The organism is Pseudophaeobacter sp. C1-32P7 (assembly GCF_041008775.1).
In the GTDB taxonomy this organism is placed as follows: domain Bacteria; phylum Pseudomonadota; class Alphaproteobacteria; order Rhodobacterales; family Rhodobacteraceae; genus Phycobacter; species Phycobacter gallaeciensis_A.
The window spans coordinates 42,949-60,464 of sequence record NZ_JAXGFR010000013.1; the positions used below are offsets into that span (position 1 = coordinate 42,949).

20 protein-coding genes are annotated in these 17,516 nt (G+C 63.4%); 6 read left to right on the top strand and 14 right to left on the bottom strand.

What is annotated here, in order from left to right:
- Positions 1-205 precede the first annotated feature (205 nt).
- From SM763_RS17415 to soxR, 4 genes are all read right to left on the bottom strand, one after another.
- Positions 206-1,045, bottom strand: coding sequence for a 4-(cytidine 5'-diphospho)-2-C-methyl-D-erythritol kinase (locus SM763_RS17415; RefSeq protein WP_274827584.1), 840 nt, complete (start codon positions 1,043-1,045; stop codon positions 206-208).
- Positions 1,035-2,774 carry a tetratricopeptide repeat protein gene (locus SM763_RS17420; protein ID WP_368999313.1) on the bottom strand — a complete coding sequence of 580 codons (1,740 nt, stop codon included), beginning with the start codon at positions 2,772-2,774 and terminating at the stop codon, positions 1,035-1,037. The genes SM763_RS17415 and SM763_RS17420 overlap by 11 nt, the downstream gene beginning before the upstream one ends.
- A 161-nt stretch (positions 2,775-2,935) precedes the next feature.
- Positions 2,936-4,585 carry an electron transfer flavoprotein-ubiquinone oxidoreductase gene (locus tag SM763_RS17425; protein ID WP_274827582.1) on the bottom strand — a complete coding sequence of 550 codons (1,650 nt, stop codon included), beginning with the start codon at positions 4,583-4,585 and terminating at the stop codon, positions 2,936-2,938.
- 174 nt (positions 4,586-4,759) lie between these two features.
- Positions 4,760-5,227, bottom strand: a complete 468-nt coding sequence (soxR, locus tag SM763_RS17430) for a redox-sensitive transcriptional activator SoxR (protein ID WP_065272480.1) — start codon at positions 5,225-5,227, stop codon at positions 4,760-4,762.
- Between the two features lie 95 nt (positions 5,228-5,322).
- Here soxR and SM763_RS17435 point away from each other — a divergent pair, with 95 nt between their 5' ends.
- The 4 genes from SM763_RS17435 (at position 5,323) to SM763_RS17450 (ending at position 7,557) form a co-directional block, all read left to right on the top strand.
- Positions 5,323-5,703 carry a VOC family protein gene (locus SM763_RS17435; protein WP_274837542.1) on the top strand — a complete coding sequence of 127 codons (381 nt, stop codon included), beginning with the start codon at positions 5,323-5,325 and terminating at the stop codon, positions 5,701-5,703.
- A complete protein-coding gene (locus tag SM763_RS17440; RefSeq protein ID WP_274837541.1) occupies positions 5,681-5,851 on the top strand; it encodes a hypothetical protein in 171 nt (56 codons plus the stop codon). The genes SM763_RS17435 and SM763_RS17440 overlap by 23 nt, the downstream gene beginning before the upstream one ends.
- Positions 5,852-6,043: 192 nt before the next feature.
- Positions 6,044-6,514 carry a transcription elongation factor GreA gene (gene greA / locus SM763_RS17445; protein ID WP_065272478.1) on the top strand — a complete coding sequence of 157 codons (471 nt, stop codon included), beginning with the start codon at positions 6,044-6,046 and terminating at the stop codon, positions 6,512-6,514.
- Positions 6,515-6,534: 20 nt separating this feature from the next.
- Positions 6,535-7,557: a hypothetical protein gene (locus SM763_RS17450; RefSeq protein ID WP_065272477.1), complete on the top strand. Its 1,023-nt coding sequence runs from the start codon at positions 6,535-6,537 to the stop codon at positions 7,555-7,557.
- A gap of 219 nt (positions 7,558-7,776) precedes the next feature.
- Here the strand turns inward: SM763_RS17450 and SM763_RS17455 are convergent, their stop codons facing one another.
- From SM763_RS17455 to SM763_RS17475, 5 genes are all read right to left on the bottom strand, one after another.
- Positions 7,777-9,033 carry a molybdopterin-binding protein gene (locus tag SM763_RS17455; RefSeq protein ID WP_368999314.1) on the bottom strand — a complete coding sequence of 419 codons (1,257 nt, stop codon included), beginning with the start codon at positions 9,031-9,033 and terminating at the stop codon, positions 7,777-7,779.
- The gene (locus tag SM763_RS17460; protein WP_368999315.1) at positions 9,030-9,842 is read right to left on the bottom strand and encodes a molybdopterin guanine dinucleotide synthesis; all 813 of its coding nucleotides are present in this window, start codon (positions 9,840-9,842) and stop codon (positions 9,030-9,032) included. The genes SM763_RS17455 and SM763_RS17460 overlap by 4 nt, the downstream gene beginning before the upstream one ends.
- On the bottom strand, positions 9,839-10,330 hold the full coding sequence (gene mobB / locus SM763_RS17465) for a molybdopterin-guanine dinucleotide biosynthesis protein B (RefSeq protein ID WP_065272474.1): 492 nt from the start codon (positions 10,328-10,330) through the stop codon (positions 9,839-9,841). Before mobB ends, SM763_RS17460 begins: the two co-directional genes overlap by 4 nt.
- Complete coding sequence (gene mobA / locus SM763_RS17470) at positions 10,327-10,962, bottom strand: molybdenum cofactor guanylyltransferase MobA (protein ID WP_368999316.1); 636 nt, start codon at positions 10,960-10,962, stop codon at positions 10,327-10,329. Before mobA ends, mobB begins: the two co-directional genes overlap by 4 nt.
- Before the next feature lie 112 nt (positions 10,963-11,074).
- Positions 11,075-11,962: a formate dehydrogenase accessory sulfurtransferase FdhD gene (locus tag SM763_RS17475; RefSeq protein ID WP_368999317.1), complete on the bottom strand. Its 888-nt coding sequence runs from the start codon at positions 11,960-11,962 to the stop codon at positions 11,075-11,077.
- Between the two features lie 65 nt (positions 11,963-12,027).
- Between SM763_RS17475 and SM763_RS17480 the strand changes: the two genes are divergently transcribed.
- Together SM763_RS17480 and SM763_RS17485 are read left to right on the top strand one after the other, a co-directional pair.
- Positions 12,028-12,762 (top strand): AzlC family ABC transporter permease, encoded by a 735-nt coding sequence (locus SM763_RS17480; RefSeq protein ID WP_274827574.1) that lies wholly within the window; start codon positions 12,028-12,030, stop codon positions 12,760-12,762.
- Entirely contained in the window at positions 12,759-13,106 is a 348-nt protein-coding gene (locus SM763_RS17485) for an AzlD domain-containing protein (protein WP_368999318.1), read from the top strand. Before SM763_RS17480 ends, SM763_RS17485 begins: the two co-directional genes overlap by 4 nt.
- A 58-nt stretch (positions 13,107-13,164) precedes the next feature.
- Here SM763_RS17485 and SM763_RS17490 read toward each other — a convergent pair whose 3' ends face one another.
- From SM763_RS17490 to SM763_RS17510, 5 genes are all read right to left on the bottom strand, one after another.
- Entirely contained in the window at positions 13,165-13,806 is a 642-nt protein-coding gene (locus SM763_RS17490) for a hypothetical protein (protein WP_237028373.1), read from the bottom strand.
- Between the two features lie 10 nt (positions 13,807-13,816).
- Entirely contained in the window at positions 13,817-13,951 is a 135-nt protein-coding gene (locus tag SM763_RS17495; protein ID WP_065272469.1) for an aa3-type cytochrome c oxidase subunit IV, read from the bottom strand.
- Positions 13,952-14,143: 192 nt separating this feature from the next.
- Complete coding sequence (locus SM763_RS17500) at positions 14,144-14,683, bottom strand: DUF6173 family protein (RefSeq protein WP_490363291.1); 540 nt, start codon at positions 14,681-14,683, stop codon at positions 14,144-14,146.
- A 42-nt stretch (positions 14,684-14,725) separates the two neighbouring features.
- Positions 14,726-15,772: an MBL fold metallo-hydrolase gene (locus SM763_RS17505; protein WP_368999319.1), complete on the bottom strand. Its 1,047-nt coding sequence runs from the start codon at positions 15,770-15,772 to the stop codon at positions 14,726-14,728.
- Positions 15,772-17,475 (bottom strand): acyl-CoA dehydrogenase family protein, encoded by a 1,704-nt coding sequence (locus SM763_RS17510; protein ID WP_274827572.1) that lies wholly within the window; start codon positions 17,473-17,475, stop codon positions 15,772-15,774. Before SM763_RS17510 ends, SM763_RS17505 begins: the two co-directional genes overlap by 1 nt.
- Between the last annotated feature and the right edge of the window lie 41 nt (positions 17,476-17,516).

Below are 17,516 nucleotides of genomic sequence, written 5' to 3' on the forward strand. Positions count from 1 at the left end.
CGTTAGCCTCCGCGCCTCGCGCGGCTTGCCCTTGAGGCGGGTTTTGGAACTCCACACTCGATGTGGCGCCTGCAGCGCAGACCTGCGCTTCAGGCGCCTCTCAGCAGATCTGGAAAACAGCGCGCCGCAGGCGCGCTGCCGGGCCCAAGGCGGTTCGTTGCATCTTTGATGCGGCGATACAGGCGCGGGAGCCCCCCCCCCGCGCCTAGAGCAAGCGCCCCGAAGCCACCCACCAGTCAGGGTGTTTCGCACGAATATCCTCTGCCGCGCGTTGCGCCTGCTCCTCGTCAGGTTCGAACAGCGCAAAACAGGTGGCGCCAGAGCCGGACATGGCCGAAAACAGCGCCCCCGAGCCTCGCAGCGCGTCCAGAACCTCTCCGATCACTGGCGCAGCGGCCACGGCCGGGGCCTGCAGATCGTTACGCTGACCCGCCAGCCATGCCGACAGCTCCACCGCATCGCCCCAGACCGGCAGGTCCTGCGGCATGGCCGGGTTCTCGCGCGAGGCCAACCCGCGAAACACCACCGGGGTCGAGACCGCCACTCCCGGATTCACCAGCAGGATATCGCAGGACGGCAAGGGCGGCAGCGGCGTCAGGTCCTCGCCAATCCCGGCCATGCGCCAGGCTCCCGGCGCCATGCAGACAGGCACATCTGCGCCGAGGCTTAGCAAATCCGCTTCGCCGGGTAGCTCCACATCCCAAAGCTGCGACAACGCCCGCAGCGTTGCCGCAGCATCCGAAGAGCCGCCACCAATGCCAGCCGCTGCAGGCAGGTGTTTCTCAAGAGTGATCTCGGCACCCGGCCCGGCAGGTTTCAAAATCTCTGCCGCCCGCAGCACAAGATTGGAGCCGTCCGTCGGCACGCCAGCGGCCCGTGGCCCAGTCACATGCAGGAACAGATCCTTTGCCGGGCGCACCCGCACCTGATCCCCGACATCGCAAAACGCCACCAGCGAATCCAGCAGGTGATAACCATCGGCGCGCTGGCCGGTCACATGCAGGGTCAGGTTGATCTTGGCCGGGGCGAAAGCCTCAACCGCCATTGGCAACCTTCAGGGGATCCGCGCCTTCTTCTTCCAGCACCACATCCAGACCGACCTCGATCTTACGGCGGATCCGTTCGGGATCGGCTTCACCATCGCCTTCGCCAGAGTGGATGAAGGACAGCGCTCGTTTCCACTGGAATTCCGCCTCGCGTTGGCGGCCTACTGCCCAGAAAACATCGCCAAGATGGTCATTCACCACCGGATCCACCGGCATCAATTCCACCGCGCGCTCCATGTGGCCCACCGCCTCGCTATAGCGGCCAAGACGATACAGCACCCAGCCCAGCGAATCGACGATATAGCCCGACTCGGGACGTGCTGCGACGGCGCGCTCGATCATGTCGAGCGCCTCATCCAGGTTCTTCTGCTTTTCCACCAGCGAGTAGCCAAGGTAGTTCAGCACCTGCGGGCGGTTCGGCTCCAGCGCCAGAGAGGCGCGGAAATCGGCCTCGGCCTCGGCCCAGTTATCCAGTCGTTCGTGGCAGATGCCGCGGGCATAATAGAGGAACCAGCGGCTCGGCGATTGCTCGGGCGTGTAGGTCAGCGCCTTGTCATAGGCGGTCACGGCGCCAGTGTAGTCTTCCTGCTGTCGCAGCAGGTCGCCCAGGCTGACCTGAACCTGCGGCAATTCAGGATAGATCTCTGCCAGTTGCGCCAATACCTCGGCTGCGGCGTCCGGTTTGGCCGAGCGGCGCAGCGCCTCGGCGCGGCCCATTTCAGCGGCATAATAATCGGGATGGCTGCGCGGCACCTGTTTATAGGTGGCGATCGACAGCGGGAAGCGGCCCAGCTTGTCCAAGAGCTCCGCGCTTAGCAGAACCGCATCGACGTGATCCGGGTTCAGGACCGAGGCCATGCGGGCATACATCAGCACATAGTCATCCGCCTGCTGCCCATTCAGCGCCGATCCCATGGTGAAAAAGACTTCGGCGATCCCTTCGACCGGGCCGGGCGCCATGGTAAAGCCAAGCGCCTCGCCTGCCTCAAGTCGGCCCCGCAAATCCGCAAGCGCCGGATCAAAGCCGCTGCTGAAGGCCCCGCTCAGCACCTCAAGCGCCTTTTCGTTCTGCCCCAGCTGCGACAGGATCTGCATCCGCGCCAACACCGATTGGCGCGACAGGCGGGTCAGCTTGCCATCCTCGGCCGCGAACATCGCCTCTGCGCCCTCGTAGTCCCCGACCGAGGCCAGCGCCAACGCCTGATGAAACTGCGCGTAGGGGCGCAGGTTCTGGTCTTCGGCAAGGGCTTCGAAACTCTGCATCGCGGCGGAGACAGCCCCTTCGCCCATATGCGCCCAGGCTGTCAGCAACCCATCCACCAGCGGGTGAATATCGCGGATCGCCAGATCCCGCGCCAGAATGTCGACAAAGGCGCCGCGGCGGGCGAAATCGCCTACCATGACCATATTCGTCGCCTGGCTGCGCAGCTCCATCTCCCACAGGCGCTGTGCGACCGGCAGTGCGCGATCCAGATCGCCCTGCGCCAGCTGGGCAAAGACCACATTTTCCATCAACACGGGGTTCTTCGGATCGCGGACCAGAGCGCGGGTGTAATATTCGGCAGCTGCCGAGAAATCACTCTCATAGGTGGCGGCCCGACCAGCGAGGTAAGCCCCCGCCAATCCGTTGGCTGCAGCTGGCGCCGCAAGGCCCAGCGTGGATGTGACCGAAACAGACAGCGCAACCAGCGCCGCGGATGACAGGTTGCGAAGATTTTGAACCGGCACCGGGACCTCCCCCAAGGGTATGTATTCGTGATTGTGAAAAAGGGTAATCCGGGCGCTGACAACACGCAATGGGGCGCCTCGGAAGGCGCCCCACTTTTGCGTTATTTCCGGCAAAACCGGAGGAAATCCGCCCGGCTGCGGGCAGATCTGCCCAAACCGGATCACATATTGGGATAGTTCGGCCCGTCACCGCCCTGCGGCGTGGTCCAGGTGATGTTCTGGCTCGGGTCCTTGATGTCGCAGGTCTTGCAGTGGACGCAGTTCTGGAAGTTCACCACGAACTCCGGCTTGCCGTCCTTTTCGACCACCTCGTAGACGCCCGCCGGGCAATAGCGCTGCGCCGGTTCGTCGTATTTCGGCAGGTTGACCGAGATCGGCGTATCCGCATTGCCAAGGTGCAGGTGGCAAGGCTGGCTTTCCTCGTGATTGGTCATCGCGAAGGAGACGTTGGTCAGCCGGTCAAAGGACAGGGTGCCATCGGGTTTCGGGTAATCAATCGGCTTGTGCTTGCTGGCTTCTTCGGTGGCTTCGGCGTCGTTCTTGCCGTGACCAAGGGTGCCAAAGAAGGACAGGCCAAGGATGTTGTTGGTCCACATATCCAGACCACCCAGCATCAGCGAGGCAGTGAGACCCCACTTCGACCACATCGGTTTGACGTTGCGGACCATCTTGAGGTCCTTGCCGATAGCGCCTTCGCGCACGTCTGTCTCATAGGCGGACAGCTCGTCACCGGAACGCTCGGCCTTGATGGCGTCATATGCGGCTTCGGCTGCGGCCTTGCCCGACAGCATGGCGTTGTGGTTGCCCTTGATGCGCGGCACGTTGACCATGCCTGCGGCGCAACCCAGCAGCGCCACACCGGGTGCCACAAGCTTCGGCATCGACTGCCAGCCGCCTTCGGTGATGGCGCGGGCGCCATAGGCAACGCGCTTGCCGCCTTCCAGCAGCTCGGCGACCATCGGGTGGTGCTTGAACCGCTGGAATTCCATGTAGGGGAACAGGTAGGGGTTCTTGTAGTTCAGGTGCACCACGAAGCCCACGTAAACCTGGTTGTTTTCCAGGTGATAGATAAAGGAGCCACCGCCAGCGTTGGAATTCAGCGGCCAGCCCATGGTGTGGGTGACGGTGCCTTCCTTGTGCTTGGCCGGGTCGATCTCCCAGATCTCTTTCATGCCGACGCCGTATTTCTGCGGCTCCTTGCCATCGGACAGGCCGTATTTGGCGATCACTTCCTTGGACAGCGAGCCACGTACGCCTTCGCCGAGGAAGACATATTTGCCGTGCAGCTCCATGCCCGGCTCAGTGTTGGGACCGTAAGAGCCGTCGGCCTCCAGACCGAAGACACCTGCGACCACGCCTTTGACTTCGCCGTTGTCGCCGTAGATCAGCTCGGAGCAGGCCATGCCCGGGAAAATCTCGACGCCCAGTTCCTCGGCCTGTTCAGCCATCCAGCGGCAGACATTGCCCATGGAGACGATGTAGTTGCCGTGGTTGTTCATCAGCGGCGGCATCGGGAAGTTGGGGATCCGCACCTCGCCCGACTCGCCCATCATGTAGAAGTTGTCTTCCTTGACCGGCGTGTTGAGCGGCGCGCCCTTTTCCTTCCAGTCGGGGATCAGCGCATCAAGACCGCAGGGATCCAGAACCGCGCCCGACAGGATATGCGCGCCCACTTCGGAGCCTTTTTCCAGCACCACGACCTCAAGGTCGCTGTCCAGCTGCTTCAGACGGATCGCCGCCGACAGACCCGCAGGGCCGGCCCCGACGATCACAACGTCATATTCCATCGCTTCGCGTTCAATCTCGGCCATAGATGATGTGCTCCTTGGCTATCGTTCGTTTCTGTCCCCATCGGACAGATGGTCCTGGGCGCAATTTTCTTTCGCGGTTGCTTAGCGTTTGGGGATTACAAAGGTCAATCCATACTCTGCGTTACGTTCCAGCAGAACGGGCTTTTCCGTATAAAACATACTCATTTCCGACGCTCATCCGTCATTTTCAACCTCTGGGCTGTCCCCCATCAGATAGCGCGGGCCGGTGCCCTTCTCTCCCGCCTTGTCCTGCGGATTATATAGCGCGCATCTCGGCAAGGACAGGCAGCCGCATCCGATACAGCCATCAAGGTTATCACGCAGCTTCATAAGCGTCTCGATTCGCTGATCCAGATGATCGCGGAAGTCCGAGGAAATCGCCGCCCAATCCTCTTGCGTCGGGGTGCGCCCGCCCGGCAGTTTTTTCAGGTACTCACGGATCTCCGGCAGGGAAAACCCGAACTGCTGCGCGATCATGATGAAGCTGAGCCGCCTGAGATCCGAGCGCAGGAACCGCCGCTGCCCGCCCGCATTGCGCCAGGGCTCTACCAGACCCTGCGCCTCGTAATACCGGATGGCAGAGACGGCCAGCCCGGTGCGCTCTGCCAGATAGCCAATCGAAACACCTGCGGATTTTGCCATGTCGGATCCCTTCCCTGACGTGATGAAAAATACCTTGATCTAAAGTTAGGTTTAGAAATTACACAGGATGCAGAGATTATCAAAGGAGATTCGAAATGACCGCCATTCTTGAACACGCGAACCTCTGCGTCAGCGATCCCCATGCCACCGCCGCCTGGATGGAAAAGGTCTTTGGCTGGCGCATCCGCTGGCAGGGTCCGGCAATTCACGGCGGCCTTTCGGTCCACGTCGGCAGCAAGGACAGCTATCTTGCGCTTTATACGCCACCGGAAGACCTGGGTGATCCGCTGCCCCGCTATGCCAACAAGGGAACGCTCAACCATCTGGCGCTGATCGTCGAGGATCTGGACCGCACCGAGGAGGCGGTTCGGGAGGTCGGCTTTACGCCGATGAACCACGCCGATTACGAACCCGGACGACGGTTCTATTTCTTGGATGGAGAGGGGGTGGAATATGAGCTTGTTCAATATGATTGAGCTGTTGGGGATCGACGCACACAGGCGGCCCCGGGGCAGGCACACCACGCGGTTCCACGGCGATCAGGCCGAGGCACAGTTCTGGCGCATCGAAGCGCATCTGCCGGTGCCGGACCCGCTGCCACCGCGACATATCAAGCGGCGATAAATCCCGCAGCAAGTCCCGGTCCCTGCAGCAAAACTCTGCCCGTGGCCGCAGGTCCCCCTTGCATTTGGCCCCGCGATTGGGTCAGGTAAATGCCAACACGAATAAATGCCCCGTCGCACCTGCGGCGGGGCTGTCACGTTCAAAAGACCCGTAGCACATGCACGGCACGACCAGACGAAAGCGGAGCAGACCATGGAAAAGATCCCGATGACGCCGACGGGCTTTCAGGCCCTCGAAGCGGAACTCAAAAACCTGAAATCCGTCGAGCGCCCGGCCATCATCCAGGCCATCGCCGAAGCCCGCGAGCTTGGCGATTTGTCGGAGAATGCCGAATACCATTCGGCGCGCGAAAAACAGTCCTTCATCGAAGGCCGCATCAAGGAACTCGAAGGCATTCTGAGCCTCGCCGATGTGATCGATCCGGCGAAACTTTCGGGGTCTGTGAAATTCGGCGCCAAGGTTACCGTGGTGGATGAAGACACCGACGAGGAAAAGACCTGGCAGATCGTCGGCGAACACGAGGCCAATATCGAAGCGGGCCTGCTGAACATCAAATCACCGATTGCCCGGGCCTTGATCGGCAAGGAAGAAGGCGACAGTGTGGAGGTACGCACCCCCGGCGGGGAGCGCGCCTATGAGATTTTGCAAATCGTTTATTCCTGACAAGACAGAACCCATCCGCCATGACCGCACCGGATCCCGCCTCAAAGACCGCCCATAACCAGCCGCTCGGCACGTTCGAGCGCCCCTCGGCCACGGGATTGGGCGGCGCCGAGATGGGGGCGATCGTGCTGGGCTGCATCTGGCTTTTGGCGGTTCTGGCGGCCTACCTTCTGGCTCCTGCTGAAACGGACGGTGCCAATGGCTGGACCGGCTGGGTGCAGACGGCGCTGGCCGTCTGCCTGCCGGTGATCCTGCTCTGGGGCGGCGCCATGGTGCTGCGGTCGATCCGGATCATGCGCGAGGAAACCCTGCGCCTGCAATCGGCCATCGACGGGCTGCGGCACAGCTACCTGACCCACGCCCAGCAGGCCACGGCGGTGGCGGAGCCTTCGGTCACCAAGAAGCTCGAGGAAATCGCCGAGGCGACGCGCAAGACCGAAAGCGCATTGGCCACTTTCCAGAGCAGCCGCCGCAACCCGCCCCGCCCGGCGATCCCCGCCGAAGCCGCCCAGATGGCCGCAGCGGATCAGGGTACGCTGGCCCTTGGCACCTCCTCGGAAGACATGTCGCCGCCGCTGCCGGTGGACCAGTTCATCCGCGCGCTCAATTTCCCGGAAACCGCAGAGGACGAAGAAGGCTTCTCGGCCCTGCGCGCCGCGCTCAAGGACCGCAAGGCCTCGCAGGTGATCCAGGCGGCGCAGGACGTTCTGACCCTGCTCAGCCAAGACGGCATCTATATGGACGATCTGCGCCCGGACATGGCGCGCCCCGAAATCTGGCGCCAGTTCGCCCAGGGCGCCCGTGGCCGCGCCGTGGCGGCGCTTGGCGGGGTGCGGGACCGGACATCGCTGGCCCTGACCGCCGCGCGGATGAAACAGGATCCGATCTTCCGCGATGCCGCGCATCACTTCCTGCGCCGGTTCGACCAGATGTTCACCGAATTTGAGACCGAAGCCAACGACAGCGAAATCTCCGCTCTTGGCGACACCCGCACCGCGCGCGCCTTCATGCTGGTGGGCCGCGTCGCGGGCACCTTCGACTGATCCTGAGCCAACACCCCCCGTTTCGCCCGCCAGAGCGCTCCCGTCCGGATTCCGGCGATCACAGATCACCGCTCTCCCGTTGGGTCCGGCGCCACGCTAGGCGCGGCGCGGTTGCCACCATCCAGCGCCCTGCACCGCAGGGCGCCCGGCCCAACCGCGATAGTCATTGCCTGCAATGATACTGAATGGGCGGGAGCTCCCCGCCCCACAGACACCTGCCTAAAGGGAAAAACTGCCAAAGGGCAGGAAACGCACCGGATCACCCGGCTGAATATGCGCCGCATCCTCGCCAATCTCGACCAGACCCTCGGCCCAGCTCAACCCACTGATCCGGCCAGAGCCTTCGGATTTGAACACCTCGGCGCGCCCCTGCCGGATACGGGCGCGCAGGTATTCTCGCCGTCCCGGTTTCTTGCGCTTCTCAAACCCGGCAGGCACATCGAACCCCTGCGGTTCCTGCCACCCGGCCCCCGCCATCACCCCGATGGCAGGGCGCGCAAAGATCAGCGTACAGACCAGCGCCGCCACCGGATTGCCCGGCAGGCCAAAGACCGGCATTCCCTGCCACATCCCCAGCGCTAGCGGACGGCCGGGTTTCAGGGCAATGCGCCATTCCTGCATGGCGCCTGCCTCCCGCAAGAGGGCCGAGACATGATCTTCATCCCCCGCCGAAGCACCGCCGCTGGTCAGGATCACATCCGCCTGCGACGCCGCGCCGTCCAGCCGCGCCCGCAGCGCAGCGCGATCATCACCGACGCGCCCCAGATCCACGGCAATCACGCCCAACTGCCGCAGCAACGCCAGCAGCATCGGCCGGTTGGCATCATAGATCTGCCCCGGCCCGGCAGGCGCACCCGGATCGCGCAGTTCATCGCCGGTGGAAAGCACTCCAACGCGCAGGGGCTGCCGAAGTGGCAATGTGTCGTTTCCCGTCGCCGCGGCGAGCGCCAGATCGGCAGGTGTCACCACGCGCCCCGCACTCAGAATCACATCTCCGGCTGCCACATCCTCACCGGCGCGGCGGGTATTGGCGCCCTGTTTCAGCGGCCCGTGAAAGGCGATCTGACTGCCATCCGTGGTCACGTCTTCTTCCAGGATCACCGTATCAACGCCTTCGGGCAGAGCGGCCCCGGTGAGGATACGAATGGCCTGCCCCGCAGGCACCACGCCGTCAAAAGGCACCCCCGCCGCCGCACGCCCGGCGACCAGATCCATGACCTGTGCCCCTTCGGCTATGGGACCGGCAAAGCCATAGCCATCCACCGCGGTATTGGGCTGCGGCGGGTTCGATCGTTGCGCCACCACATCTGCGGCCAGCACCCGCCCCACGGCCTGATCCAGCGGCAGGCTCTCCACGCCAGTCACCGGCCCCAGCCGCTGCCGCAGCAGCGCCAGCGCATCCTCGACCGGGGTCCAGTTCACGCCCGCCGGCAAGGCAAAGCAATCATCGCGCAGGGGCGGCGGCTTCAGGGTCATTTGGGCTCCACTCCAAGGATCCAGCCCTCTTCGGGGGCGGTGATATCCAGCATCTTCTCCAGTTCTGCCACAGGGCGGCGGGCAAGTTCCAGAGCCACCTGCTGCACCTGCCAGGCATCCTTGATCATACCAGCAGGCGGCGTAGGAACGGTGAGAGAGGGCCAGATCTCGACCAGTGCCACCGGCCTGTCCAGCGCCTCAAACGGCCACGCGGCCACATGCGGCGCAAAGCGGCGGCGCAACCGGGACAGCACCGGCAATCCCATCATCACCTGACCGCCCACGGATCCTGCGCCAGCCATCTGCCAGCAGGTGAAGGCGCCCGGCGCCAGATGTTCGACCGCGCGCCGATCCGGAAAAGGGTTCTGATAGCTACGCTTGGTGCGCGGCAGCCCGTCGATATTGCGCTTCAGCGCATTGGCCCAGAAAGGCCCCTGCCCGCCAAAGCGGCGGTTGATCTCGCCCGCCAGATCAAAACGGTTGTTTGCCCTGGGGCTGTCTTCGATCCGCGCCTCGAACCAATCCCAGAGCGCCAGAGGATCGCTCTGCCCGGTCAGCGCCGGGCCAAAGCCTGCGGGATAGCCAAAGGGAAAATCAAATCCGATGCAAAGCAGTTGATCCCGGCTCAGCGCCAATTCCACCTGATCGCAGAGCCAGCCTTCGACTAGTTGCCGGTTGCGGAAATAAAGCGGGTCTTCTGCGCCGTCCCGGCCCGCCAGGCAGGCCCAAATCGCATCGCGGCGTGGACGCGGTCCGGCATCGTTGCCGCCGGACCAATCCACCATCACGAAGGTGTCAAACGGCCTCACAAGCCCAGTTCACCCGCGATGAAATCGGCAATCGCCACGGTATCGTCCAGATCGAACACGGGCCGATCCAGATTGAGGGAAATATCGCTGGCCACGGCCCGGATCGATTGATCCCCCGGCGCGATCAGCGGATTGCCCGCATCGGTGCGATAGGCCTCAATCTTGGGATGCGGCTCGCGTTTGAAGCCCTCGACCAGAACCAGATCTACCGGATTGAGCCGCGACAGCAGATCGACAAAGGACGGCTCTTCTGCATCGCGCAATTCCTGCATGATCGCCACCCGGTTGGGCGAGGCCAGAAGAACCTCTGAGGCGCCCGCGCTGCGATGGCGGTGGCTGTCGGTGCCGGGTTGATCGACATCGGTGCTGTGATGGGCGTGTTTCAGGGTCGAAACGCTCAGGCCACGAGCACAGAACTCAGCCACCAGCCGCTCCATCAGGCCTGTCTTGCCGGCGTTTTTCCAGCCGGTCACTCCGTAAATTTTCATACCAGTAATCTCTCCGCACGCGCCAGATCTTCGGGCGTGTTGACGTTAAAAAATGGATCAAAGGGGTCGGCCTCAAACAGCGCTTCACGCCCGCCATGGGCGTCGGTCCACAGGACCACCTTGCGCAGGCCATCATTAAGGGCCGCGCGCAGATCATCGCGCAGGGCCACGGGCCAGAGGCCGAATGTGGGGTGGCGGTTCACCTTGCTGCGCCCGCCGGATTTCAGCTCCTCCCCGGTGCGCGGGGTTGTGGCGAGTACCAGGGGATGGGACTGCCCTTCGGAGGCTGCCATCAGCCGCGCCGCCAGATCGGTCGGGAAAAAGGGCGTGTCGGCAGCCGCCGTCACGATTGCTTCTGCGCCTTGCTCGGCGGCCCAGTCGAGCCCCGCCAGCACACCCGCCAGTGGCCCGGCAAAACCTTCGATACTGTCGGCCACCACCGGCAGGCCGAGGTCGGCAAAGCGCGCAGCATCCCCATTGGCATTAAGCGCGAGACCTACCACCTGCGGCGACAGCCGATCGATCACGCGGGACAGAAGGCTTTGCCCGCCGATGTTCAGCAGCCCCTTGTCGCCACCGCCCATGCGGGTGGCCAGACCGCCCGCCAAGATCACGCCCAAGGGTTTGCTCATGCCAGTGTTCTCTTCCATCTTGCTCGGCCGAAAGGCCGGGCAGCGCCCGTCCGCCCCCCATGGGCGGGCGCTTCGCTTCCGCCCTCGGACGGTTCCTGCCCTATCGTTGTCGTCATCCCGCGCTCTTCCTGCGATGTTTCTTGTCTTCCTGCGGCATAGATGCAGGGTCCACATCGCGCTCCAGCCGGTCCTCGCCTGATAGGCAAATGAACCGCTGCCCGCGCATACGGCCAATCAGGGTCAGGCCAACCTCGCGGGCGATCTCTACCCCCCAAGCCGTAAAGCCCGAGCGGGAGACCAGCACCGGGATACCCATCATCGCCGTCTTGATCACCATCTCAGAGGTCAGCCGCCCGGTGGTGTAAAGGATCTTGTCCGCCGGATCGCTGCCCGTGGACAGCATCCAGCCCGCGATCTTGTCCACCGCGTTGTGGCGACCGACATCCTCCATATAGACCAGCGGACGGTCCCGGTGGCACAGCACCGTGCCGTGGATCGCGCCCGCCTCAAGGTATAGGGACGGCGTGCGGTTGATCTTATGCGCCAGCGCATAGAGCCAGGAGGTGCGCACCGGCGTTGCGGGCAGGCGGACATCCTCCAGCCCCTCCATCATGTCGCCAAAGACGGTGCCCACGGCGCAGCCCGAGGTGCGGGTCTTTTTTTGCAGCTTTTCTTCGTACGAAGTCTCGACCTCGGTGCGCACCACAGCGGTTTCCAGCTCTTCGTCGTAGTCGACGCCGGTGATCACATCATCGTCGCGCAGCATGCCCTGATTGCGCAAAAAGCCAAGCGCCAGGTACTCGGGATAATCCCCGATGGTCATTGCGGTGACGATCTCCTGCCGGTTGAGATAGATGGTCAGCGGACGTTCCTCGACCACGGAAATCTCGCTTTGGGCGCCGGTGTGATCGACGCCCATCACCGCGCGGGTCAGCCGCGCGTTCTGCGGCGCAGGCGCGATGATATACTCTGCGTGATCTTCGGCTATTGCCAATTGCAAACCTCCCCAATCCCCCGTAGGCCATGACAGCAGCCCCGTGCTGCGTCTCAATTTAGGACGTGCAAATGGCGATCACCACACCCAAATCGGCCTTTTGGAAGGGCGTCCGCGATGGCGCGCCATTTCTTCTGGTGTCGGGACCTTTTGGCCTGTTGTTTGGTGTTCTGGCCGCCGAGGCGGGACTTATTGTCCCCGAGGCACTAACCTTCTCGCTCGCCGTGTTTGCCGGATCGGCGCAATTCACCGCTCTGCAACTGATGCAGGAGAACGCGCCGATTCTCATCGTGCTGATTTCGGCGCTTGCGGTGAACCTGCGGGTGGCGATGTATTCGGCCTCGCTGACGCCCTATCTGGGGTCGGCGCCGCTGTGGCAGCGGGCGATTGCCGCCTATTTCACCGTCGACCAATCCTATGCCCTGTCGATCGTGCAATTCGAAACCGAGCCGGAGATGACCGTGCCGGAACGCATGGCGTATTTCTTTGGCACCAACGGGTTGGTGGCACCGGGATGGATGATCGCGACCTTTACCGGCGCCATGATCGGCGCGCAGGTCCCGGACAGCTGGGGGCTCGATTTTGTGCTGCCGCTGGCCTTTTTGGCGATGATCGGACCGATGCTGCGCACCCCGGCGCATCTGGTGGCCTGTTTCGTCGCCGTCGCGACCGCCCTGCCCGCGGCGGCGCTGCCCTATAACCTGGGTCTGATCGTGGCCGGGCTGGCCGGGATGATGGCCGGCGCCCAGACAGAGGTCTGGCTGGAAAACCGGCTGCGCCGCAGCCAAGAGGAGACCGCGCAATGACCAGCACTGCCTCTGCCCTGATTGATCCCGTAATCCTGTGGACGGCCATCATCGGACTGGCTGTTGGCAGTTTTGCCCTGCGTTTTGCCTTTATCGGGATTGTCGGAGGGCGCGCCATGCCGGGCTGGCTGATGCGCCACCTGCGCTATACCGCTGTTGCCATCATTCCGGCGCTGGTGGCGCCGCTGGTGGCCTGGCCCGCTCCGACCGGCGGCACCCCAAGCCTGCCGCATGTCGCTGTGGCGGCGCTGACGCTGGCAGTCGGCTATCTGACCAAGAATGTACTCTTGGCCATGGGAACTGGCGCAGGGTCCTTCGTGCTGCTGCTCTACGTATCGGGCTAAAACGCAAGCGTCGGCCACGGATCCACCGCTGCGGCGCACGTTCTGAGGATGCGCCGCGCTACTCTCCGTTTAGGATCGCATTGTTGCGCGCGAGTCCTTCCTGAAGGTCGGCGCTGTCGTTCTCGTAATAACGGGTGGTTTTCACGCCGGGCCGCTGTTCAAACTGGTCGGCGAGTTTTACCGGATAAAAGGTAACCTTGATATCCTCGAAACCGGGAACCTGTTTCAACACCGAAGCGGTGGCATTGGCGCAATAGGCGCCGGGCACGCGGCCATTGCTGACAACCAGTTCATAGGCGCGTTGCGCCTGTTCCGGCGTCACTGCAACTTCCTGCACCATCACATGATGGGTGCTGCGGGCGTGCGATCCGCGATAGGCCTTTTCCACGGCAGGCGTGATCCCGTAAAGCACGTCATCCCGTTCGGGTACGCGGTCTGCATAAAACGACCCGGCGGGATCAAAGATGACCCGCTCCGAGGCATTGACCATCAGCGAGGTATGCCCGCCCTGTCCAGTCCGGTTGTTGACCATCGTATAAAGGGTCAGGGATGGGGCGCCCTCGGCGCGATACGCGACACGTTCTAGCGTTGCATCATCGGCATTGGGCTGCGGCTGCGACGCGCAGCCCGACAGCGCAAAGGCTCCCCCTGCAACCGACGCACAAAGCGTCAGGCGCAGCAGCAAACGGCCCACGGACATGGCCCGAAGATCAGGTCGCGAAGACGGCCAGGAAGACCGCGAAGAGCGCCAGAGCGATGCAGAAGCGCACCGTGAAGGTCACAAAACCCGCAAAGGTTTTTTCCTGAACCGAGATGTCCATGGTTCCGTGTTTATGCTCAGCCATGTCTAAATGTCCTATTCGCGTTCGATTTCCTGCTGATTACTGGATTTCCCGCGCCCTGTCACGACGTCAATGCAGCGCAGCAGGGCGAAAATCCCGAGGCCTGCGGCCTGTTTGCACAGCCGTCTCGCCCCGACTTGCGGGTCGTCACGCATCACATCGCCGAATCGCGCGGTTGACCCTGCATCGGGTCTCTCAGGTATCCGGCTCTGCCTCTGCCACGATATCGGGATCCGCATCCGGGGCCGGATCGGGCTCCAGATCCTTCGCCAGGCGAAATCCGATCCGCATGGCCGGGGTTTCCGGCTGCGCCTTGGGCAGGGCCCGCAGCATCACGTTGAGCTGCGTAACATGCTGGACCAGCTGCGTGCGGGCACCGGAGTTATCCGACCCGTAAAAGGTCACGATGTCAGGGTCGAAATAGCCCATACCCTCGATCCGCATGACACCGGCGTCGCCACCGGCAAACCCCATCGCGACCTCATGAGCGCTGTCCAGCTGCTCCTCGAAGTTCTTGATATAGAGAATCATCCGCTCATAGGCCCAGCGGGCCGGGCTTTTCTCTTCGGCCGGTTTCTGCATCGCCTTGGGCAGGGTCGGGCTGCTCTGGCCGGGTTTGGGGTCACAATGCACCTCGTGCACCTGCGGCAGGATCGCCGCCTCGGCGGCCTCGGCGCTGGTGTCGATACTGTCGTGAATGGCCGAAGCGCCCGGTTTGCGTTTCTTGTCACTCATCTGTGCCCGCCTTTCCCGGCGCGGCGCCCTCGCGCCACCCCGTCAGTCTTTGCGTTGATACAGCCAGGCGCCGTCTTGGCGCTGTTCGCGTGTGACCCGCCCCAGATGGAAGAGGTGATTGACATGGGCCACCGCCTCGACCAGCGCCAGCCCGTATTCACCCGGCCCGATGGCACGTTTGAACAGCGGCGAAAAACACTCAGCCGCGGTGCGCGGGCTGTCGAGATGGTCCATCAGCCGGTCCAGCGCGCCGTGATGGTTGTCGATCAGCTGCCGCATCCGCAGCGGCAGACGCGAGAACGGCAGCTTGTGACCACCAAGGGCCAGATGATCATGCCGTGCCAGCGGCGCCAGACGTTCGCAGGCCTCCAGCCATTCGCCCAAGGGGTCCGCCATCGGTTCGGTGGCATAGACGCCGATATTGGGGCTGATCGAAGAGAGGATCTGATCCCCGGTGATCACCAGATTGTCGTCACGACTCCAGAAGGTGGCATGTTCCGGCGCGTGGCCGTTGCCCAGGTGCACATCCCAGTCGCGCCCGCCCATGCGGAACACATCGCCCTGCTGCACCCGGGTAAAGCCCAGCGGCATCGGATAGACGGTATCGGCAAAATTGAACGGCCGGTCCGCAACCCGCTGGTCATAGATTTCCTTGTCCATGCCCGCGCTGCGGTAATAGGCCAGCGTTTCCTCGGGCCAGGTTTCCTGCACATCCAGCGTCAGCATGCGGGCGAACAGCCAGGCAGTACGGGTGGTGACCAGCTCGGCGCCGTATTCGGACTGGAACCAGCCCGCCAGACCGATGTGATCCGGGTGATGGTGGGTGGCGACGACACGGCTGATGGGTTTGCCCTTCAGCGGGCCTGCCATCAGGCTTTGCCACAGTTCGCGGCTCTTGCGGGTGTTGAACCCGGTGTCGATCACCGTCCAGCTATCGCCCTCGTCAAGCGCGTAGACGTTGACGTGGTCCAGCTTCATCGGCAGCGGCTGGCGCATCCACAGGACGCCTTCGGCGACCTCGATCACCTCGCCCAGCGCGGGCGGTTCTTCCCAGGGGGTACGCGGGCCGACTTCGGGAACGGAGGCCATCAGCTGGCCAGCTCGTCCAGTGTCAGCGCCATGGCACCCTCGATACCTTCCTGCGCGTGCTGCAGCAGGCCAACGTGCTCGGGCAGCATCCGCTTGATGTAGAACCGCGCCAGTTTTTCGCGCGGGCCGCCCTTGTCAGCCAAGGCCGCCATCAGGTGGTAATGCCCTCCCAGAACACGGGCAAAGGCCCGCAGATAGGGCACCGCCCCGGCAAAGCGGTTCTGCAGATCACCCTGCCCCACCAGCCAGTCGGTCGCTTCGCGCAGGCTTTCGCAGGCCTGCCAGACGGCTTCGGCCATATTGGGGTGGGTCGGACGGGCGCGTTCGGCCAGCTCTTCGATCTCATCCATCAGACGGTTGGCCATCTCGCCGCCATCCATCATCTTGCGGGCAACAAGATCCATCGCCTGAATGCCGTTAGTGCCTTCGTAGATCGAGGTCACGCGCACATCGCGGCAGAATTGCGCGGCGCCGGTTTCCTCGATGAAGCCCATGCCACCATGCACCTGCAGGCCGATATCTGCGACGCGAATGCCGGTGTCGGTGCCAAATGCCTTGGCAATCGGGGTCAGGAAGGCGGCGCGGGTCTTGCAATCCGCCTCTCCGGTGGCGGTGGACATGTCGATGGCCTGCGCGCAGGCCAGCAGGATCGCACGGGAGGCAAACAGATCCGCCTTCATCTCCATCAGCATCCGGCGCACATCCGCGTGGTCGACGATGCCGCCCGACGGCGTCTTGCCCTGCTTGCGCTCCAGCGCATAGGCCAGCGCCTTCTGATAGGCGGCTTCGGCAATGCCGACACCCTGACCGCCGACACCCAGACGGGCGTTGTTCATCATGGTGAACATGGCCGCCATACCGCCATGTTCGGCGCCCACCAGCCAGCCGGTGGCGCCATCATATTGCATCACGCAGGTCGGGCTGCCGTGCAAGCCCAGCTTGTGTTCGAGACTCACCACCTTGAGGCTGTTGGCCTTGCCGGGGTTGCCATTGTCATCCGGCAGGAACTTGGGGACCAGGAACAGCGAGATCCCCTTGGTGCCCGGCACACCGTCAGGCAGCCGCGCCAGCACCAGATGGCAGACGTTGCCTGCGAAATCGTTGTCGCCCCAAGTGATATAGATCTTCTGCCCGGTGACGGAATAGGTGCCATCGCCATTCGGCACGGCCTTGGAACTGAGCGCGCCCACGTCCGATCCGGCCTGCGGCTCGGTCAGGTTCATGGTGCCGGTCCATTCGCCCGAAATCAGCTTCGGCAGGTACAGCTCTTTCAGCGCGTCGCTGGCGTGGTGATCCAGCGCCTCGATCTGTCCCTGGCTCATCAACGGGGCCAGCTGCAACGACAGGCAGGCGCCGGACATCATTTCATTGACCGCCGAGGTGATCGTCATCGGCAGCCCCATGCCACCGTGCTCCTGCGGTGCGCTCATCCCGAGCCAGCCGCCCTCGGCGATGGCACGCCAGCCATCGGCAAAGCCGGGCGAAGTACGCACAACGCCGTTTTCCAGATAGGCCGGGTTCAGATCTCCCGGACGCTCCAGCGGTGCCATCACCTCGTCGCACATCTTGCCCGCTTCGGTCAGAATCGCCGTCACCATGTCGTCCGAAGCCTCGGCAAACAGGTCGGTTGCGGACACATCCTCAAAACCAACGATGTGCTTGAGCATGAACTCATACTCGGAAACGGGGGAACGGAAGGTCATTGGCGTCCTCTTGGCGTCCTGTGGGGCTCTCTCGTGTCTGG

Coding starts and splice junctions, on each gene's coding strand:
- SM763_RS17415 (WP_274827584.1), bottom strand. CDS start 1,045: ATGGCGGTTGAGGCTTTCGCCCCGGCCAAGATCAACCTGACCCTGCAT.
- SM763_RS17425 (WP_274827582.1), bottom strand. CDS start 4,585: ATGGCCGAGATTGAACGCGAAGCGATGGAATATGACGTTGTGATCGTC.
- soxR (WP_065272480.1), bottom strand. CDS start 5,227: ATGGCAAAATCCGCAGGTGTTTCGATTGGCTATCTGGCAGAGCGCACC.
- SM763_RS17435 (WP_274837542.1), top strand. CDS start 5,323: ATGACCGCCATTCTTGAACACGCGAACCTCTGCGTCAGCGATCCCCAT.
- SM763_RS17440 (WP_274837541.1), top strand. CDS start 5,681: ATGAGCTTGTTCAATATGATTGAGCTGTTGGGGATCGACGCACACAGG.
- greA (WP_065272478.1), top strand. CDS start 6,044: ATGGAAAAGATCCCGATGACGCCGACGGGCTTTCAGGCCCTCGAAGCG.
- SM763_RS17450 (WP_065272477.1), top strand. CDS start 6,535: ATGACCGCACCGGATCCCGCCTCAAAGACCGCCCATAACCAGCCGCTC.
- SM763_RS17455 (WP_368999314.1), bottom strand. CDS start 9,033: ATGACCCTGAAGCCGCCGCCCCTGCGCGATGATTGCTTTGCCTTGCCG.
- mobB (WP_065272474.1), bottom strand. CDS start 10,330: ATGAAAATTTACGGAGTGACCGGCTGGAAAAACGCCGGCAAGACAGGC.
- mobA (WP_368999316.1), bottom strand. CDS start 10,962: ATGAGCAAACCCTTGGGCGTGATCTTGGCGGGCGGTCTGGCCACCCGC.
- SM763_RS17480 (WP_274827574.1), top strand. CDS start 12,028: ATGGCGATCACCACACCCAAATCGGCCTTTTGGAAGGGCGTCCGCGAT.
- SM763_RS17485 (WP_368999318.1), top strand. CDS start 12,759: ATGACCAGCACTGCCTCTGCCCTGATTGATCCCGTAATCCTGTGGACG.
- SM763_RS17490 (WP_237028373.1), bottom strand. CDS start 13,806: ATGTCCGTGGGCCGTTTGCTGCTGCGCCTGACGCTTTGTGCGTCGGTT.
- SM763_RS17495 (WP_065272469.1), bottom strand. CDS start 13,951: ATGGCTGAGCATAAACACGGAACCATGGACATCTCGGTTCAGGAAAAA.
- SM763_RS17500 (WP_490363291.1), bottom strand. CDS start 14,683: ATGAGTGACAAGAAACGCAAACCGGGCGCTTCGGCCATTCACGACAGT.
- SM763_RS17505 (WP_368999319.1), bottom strand. CDS start 15,772: ATGGCCTCCGTTCCCGAAGTCGGCCCGCGTACCCCCTGGGAAGAACCG.
- SM763_RS17510 (WP_274827572.1), bottom strand. CDS start 17,475: ATGACCTTCCGTTCCCCCGTTTCCGAGTATGAGTTCATGCTCAAGCAC.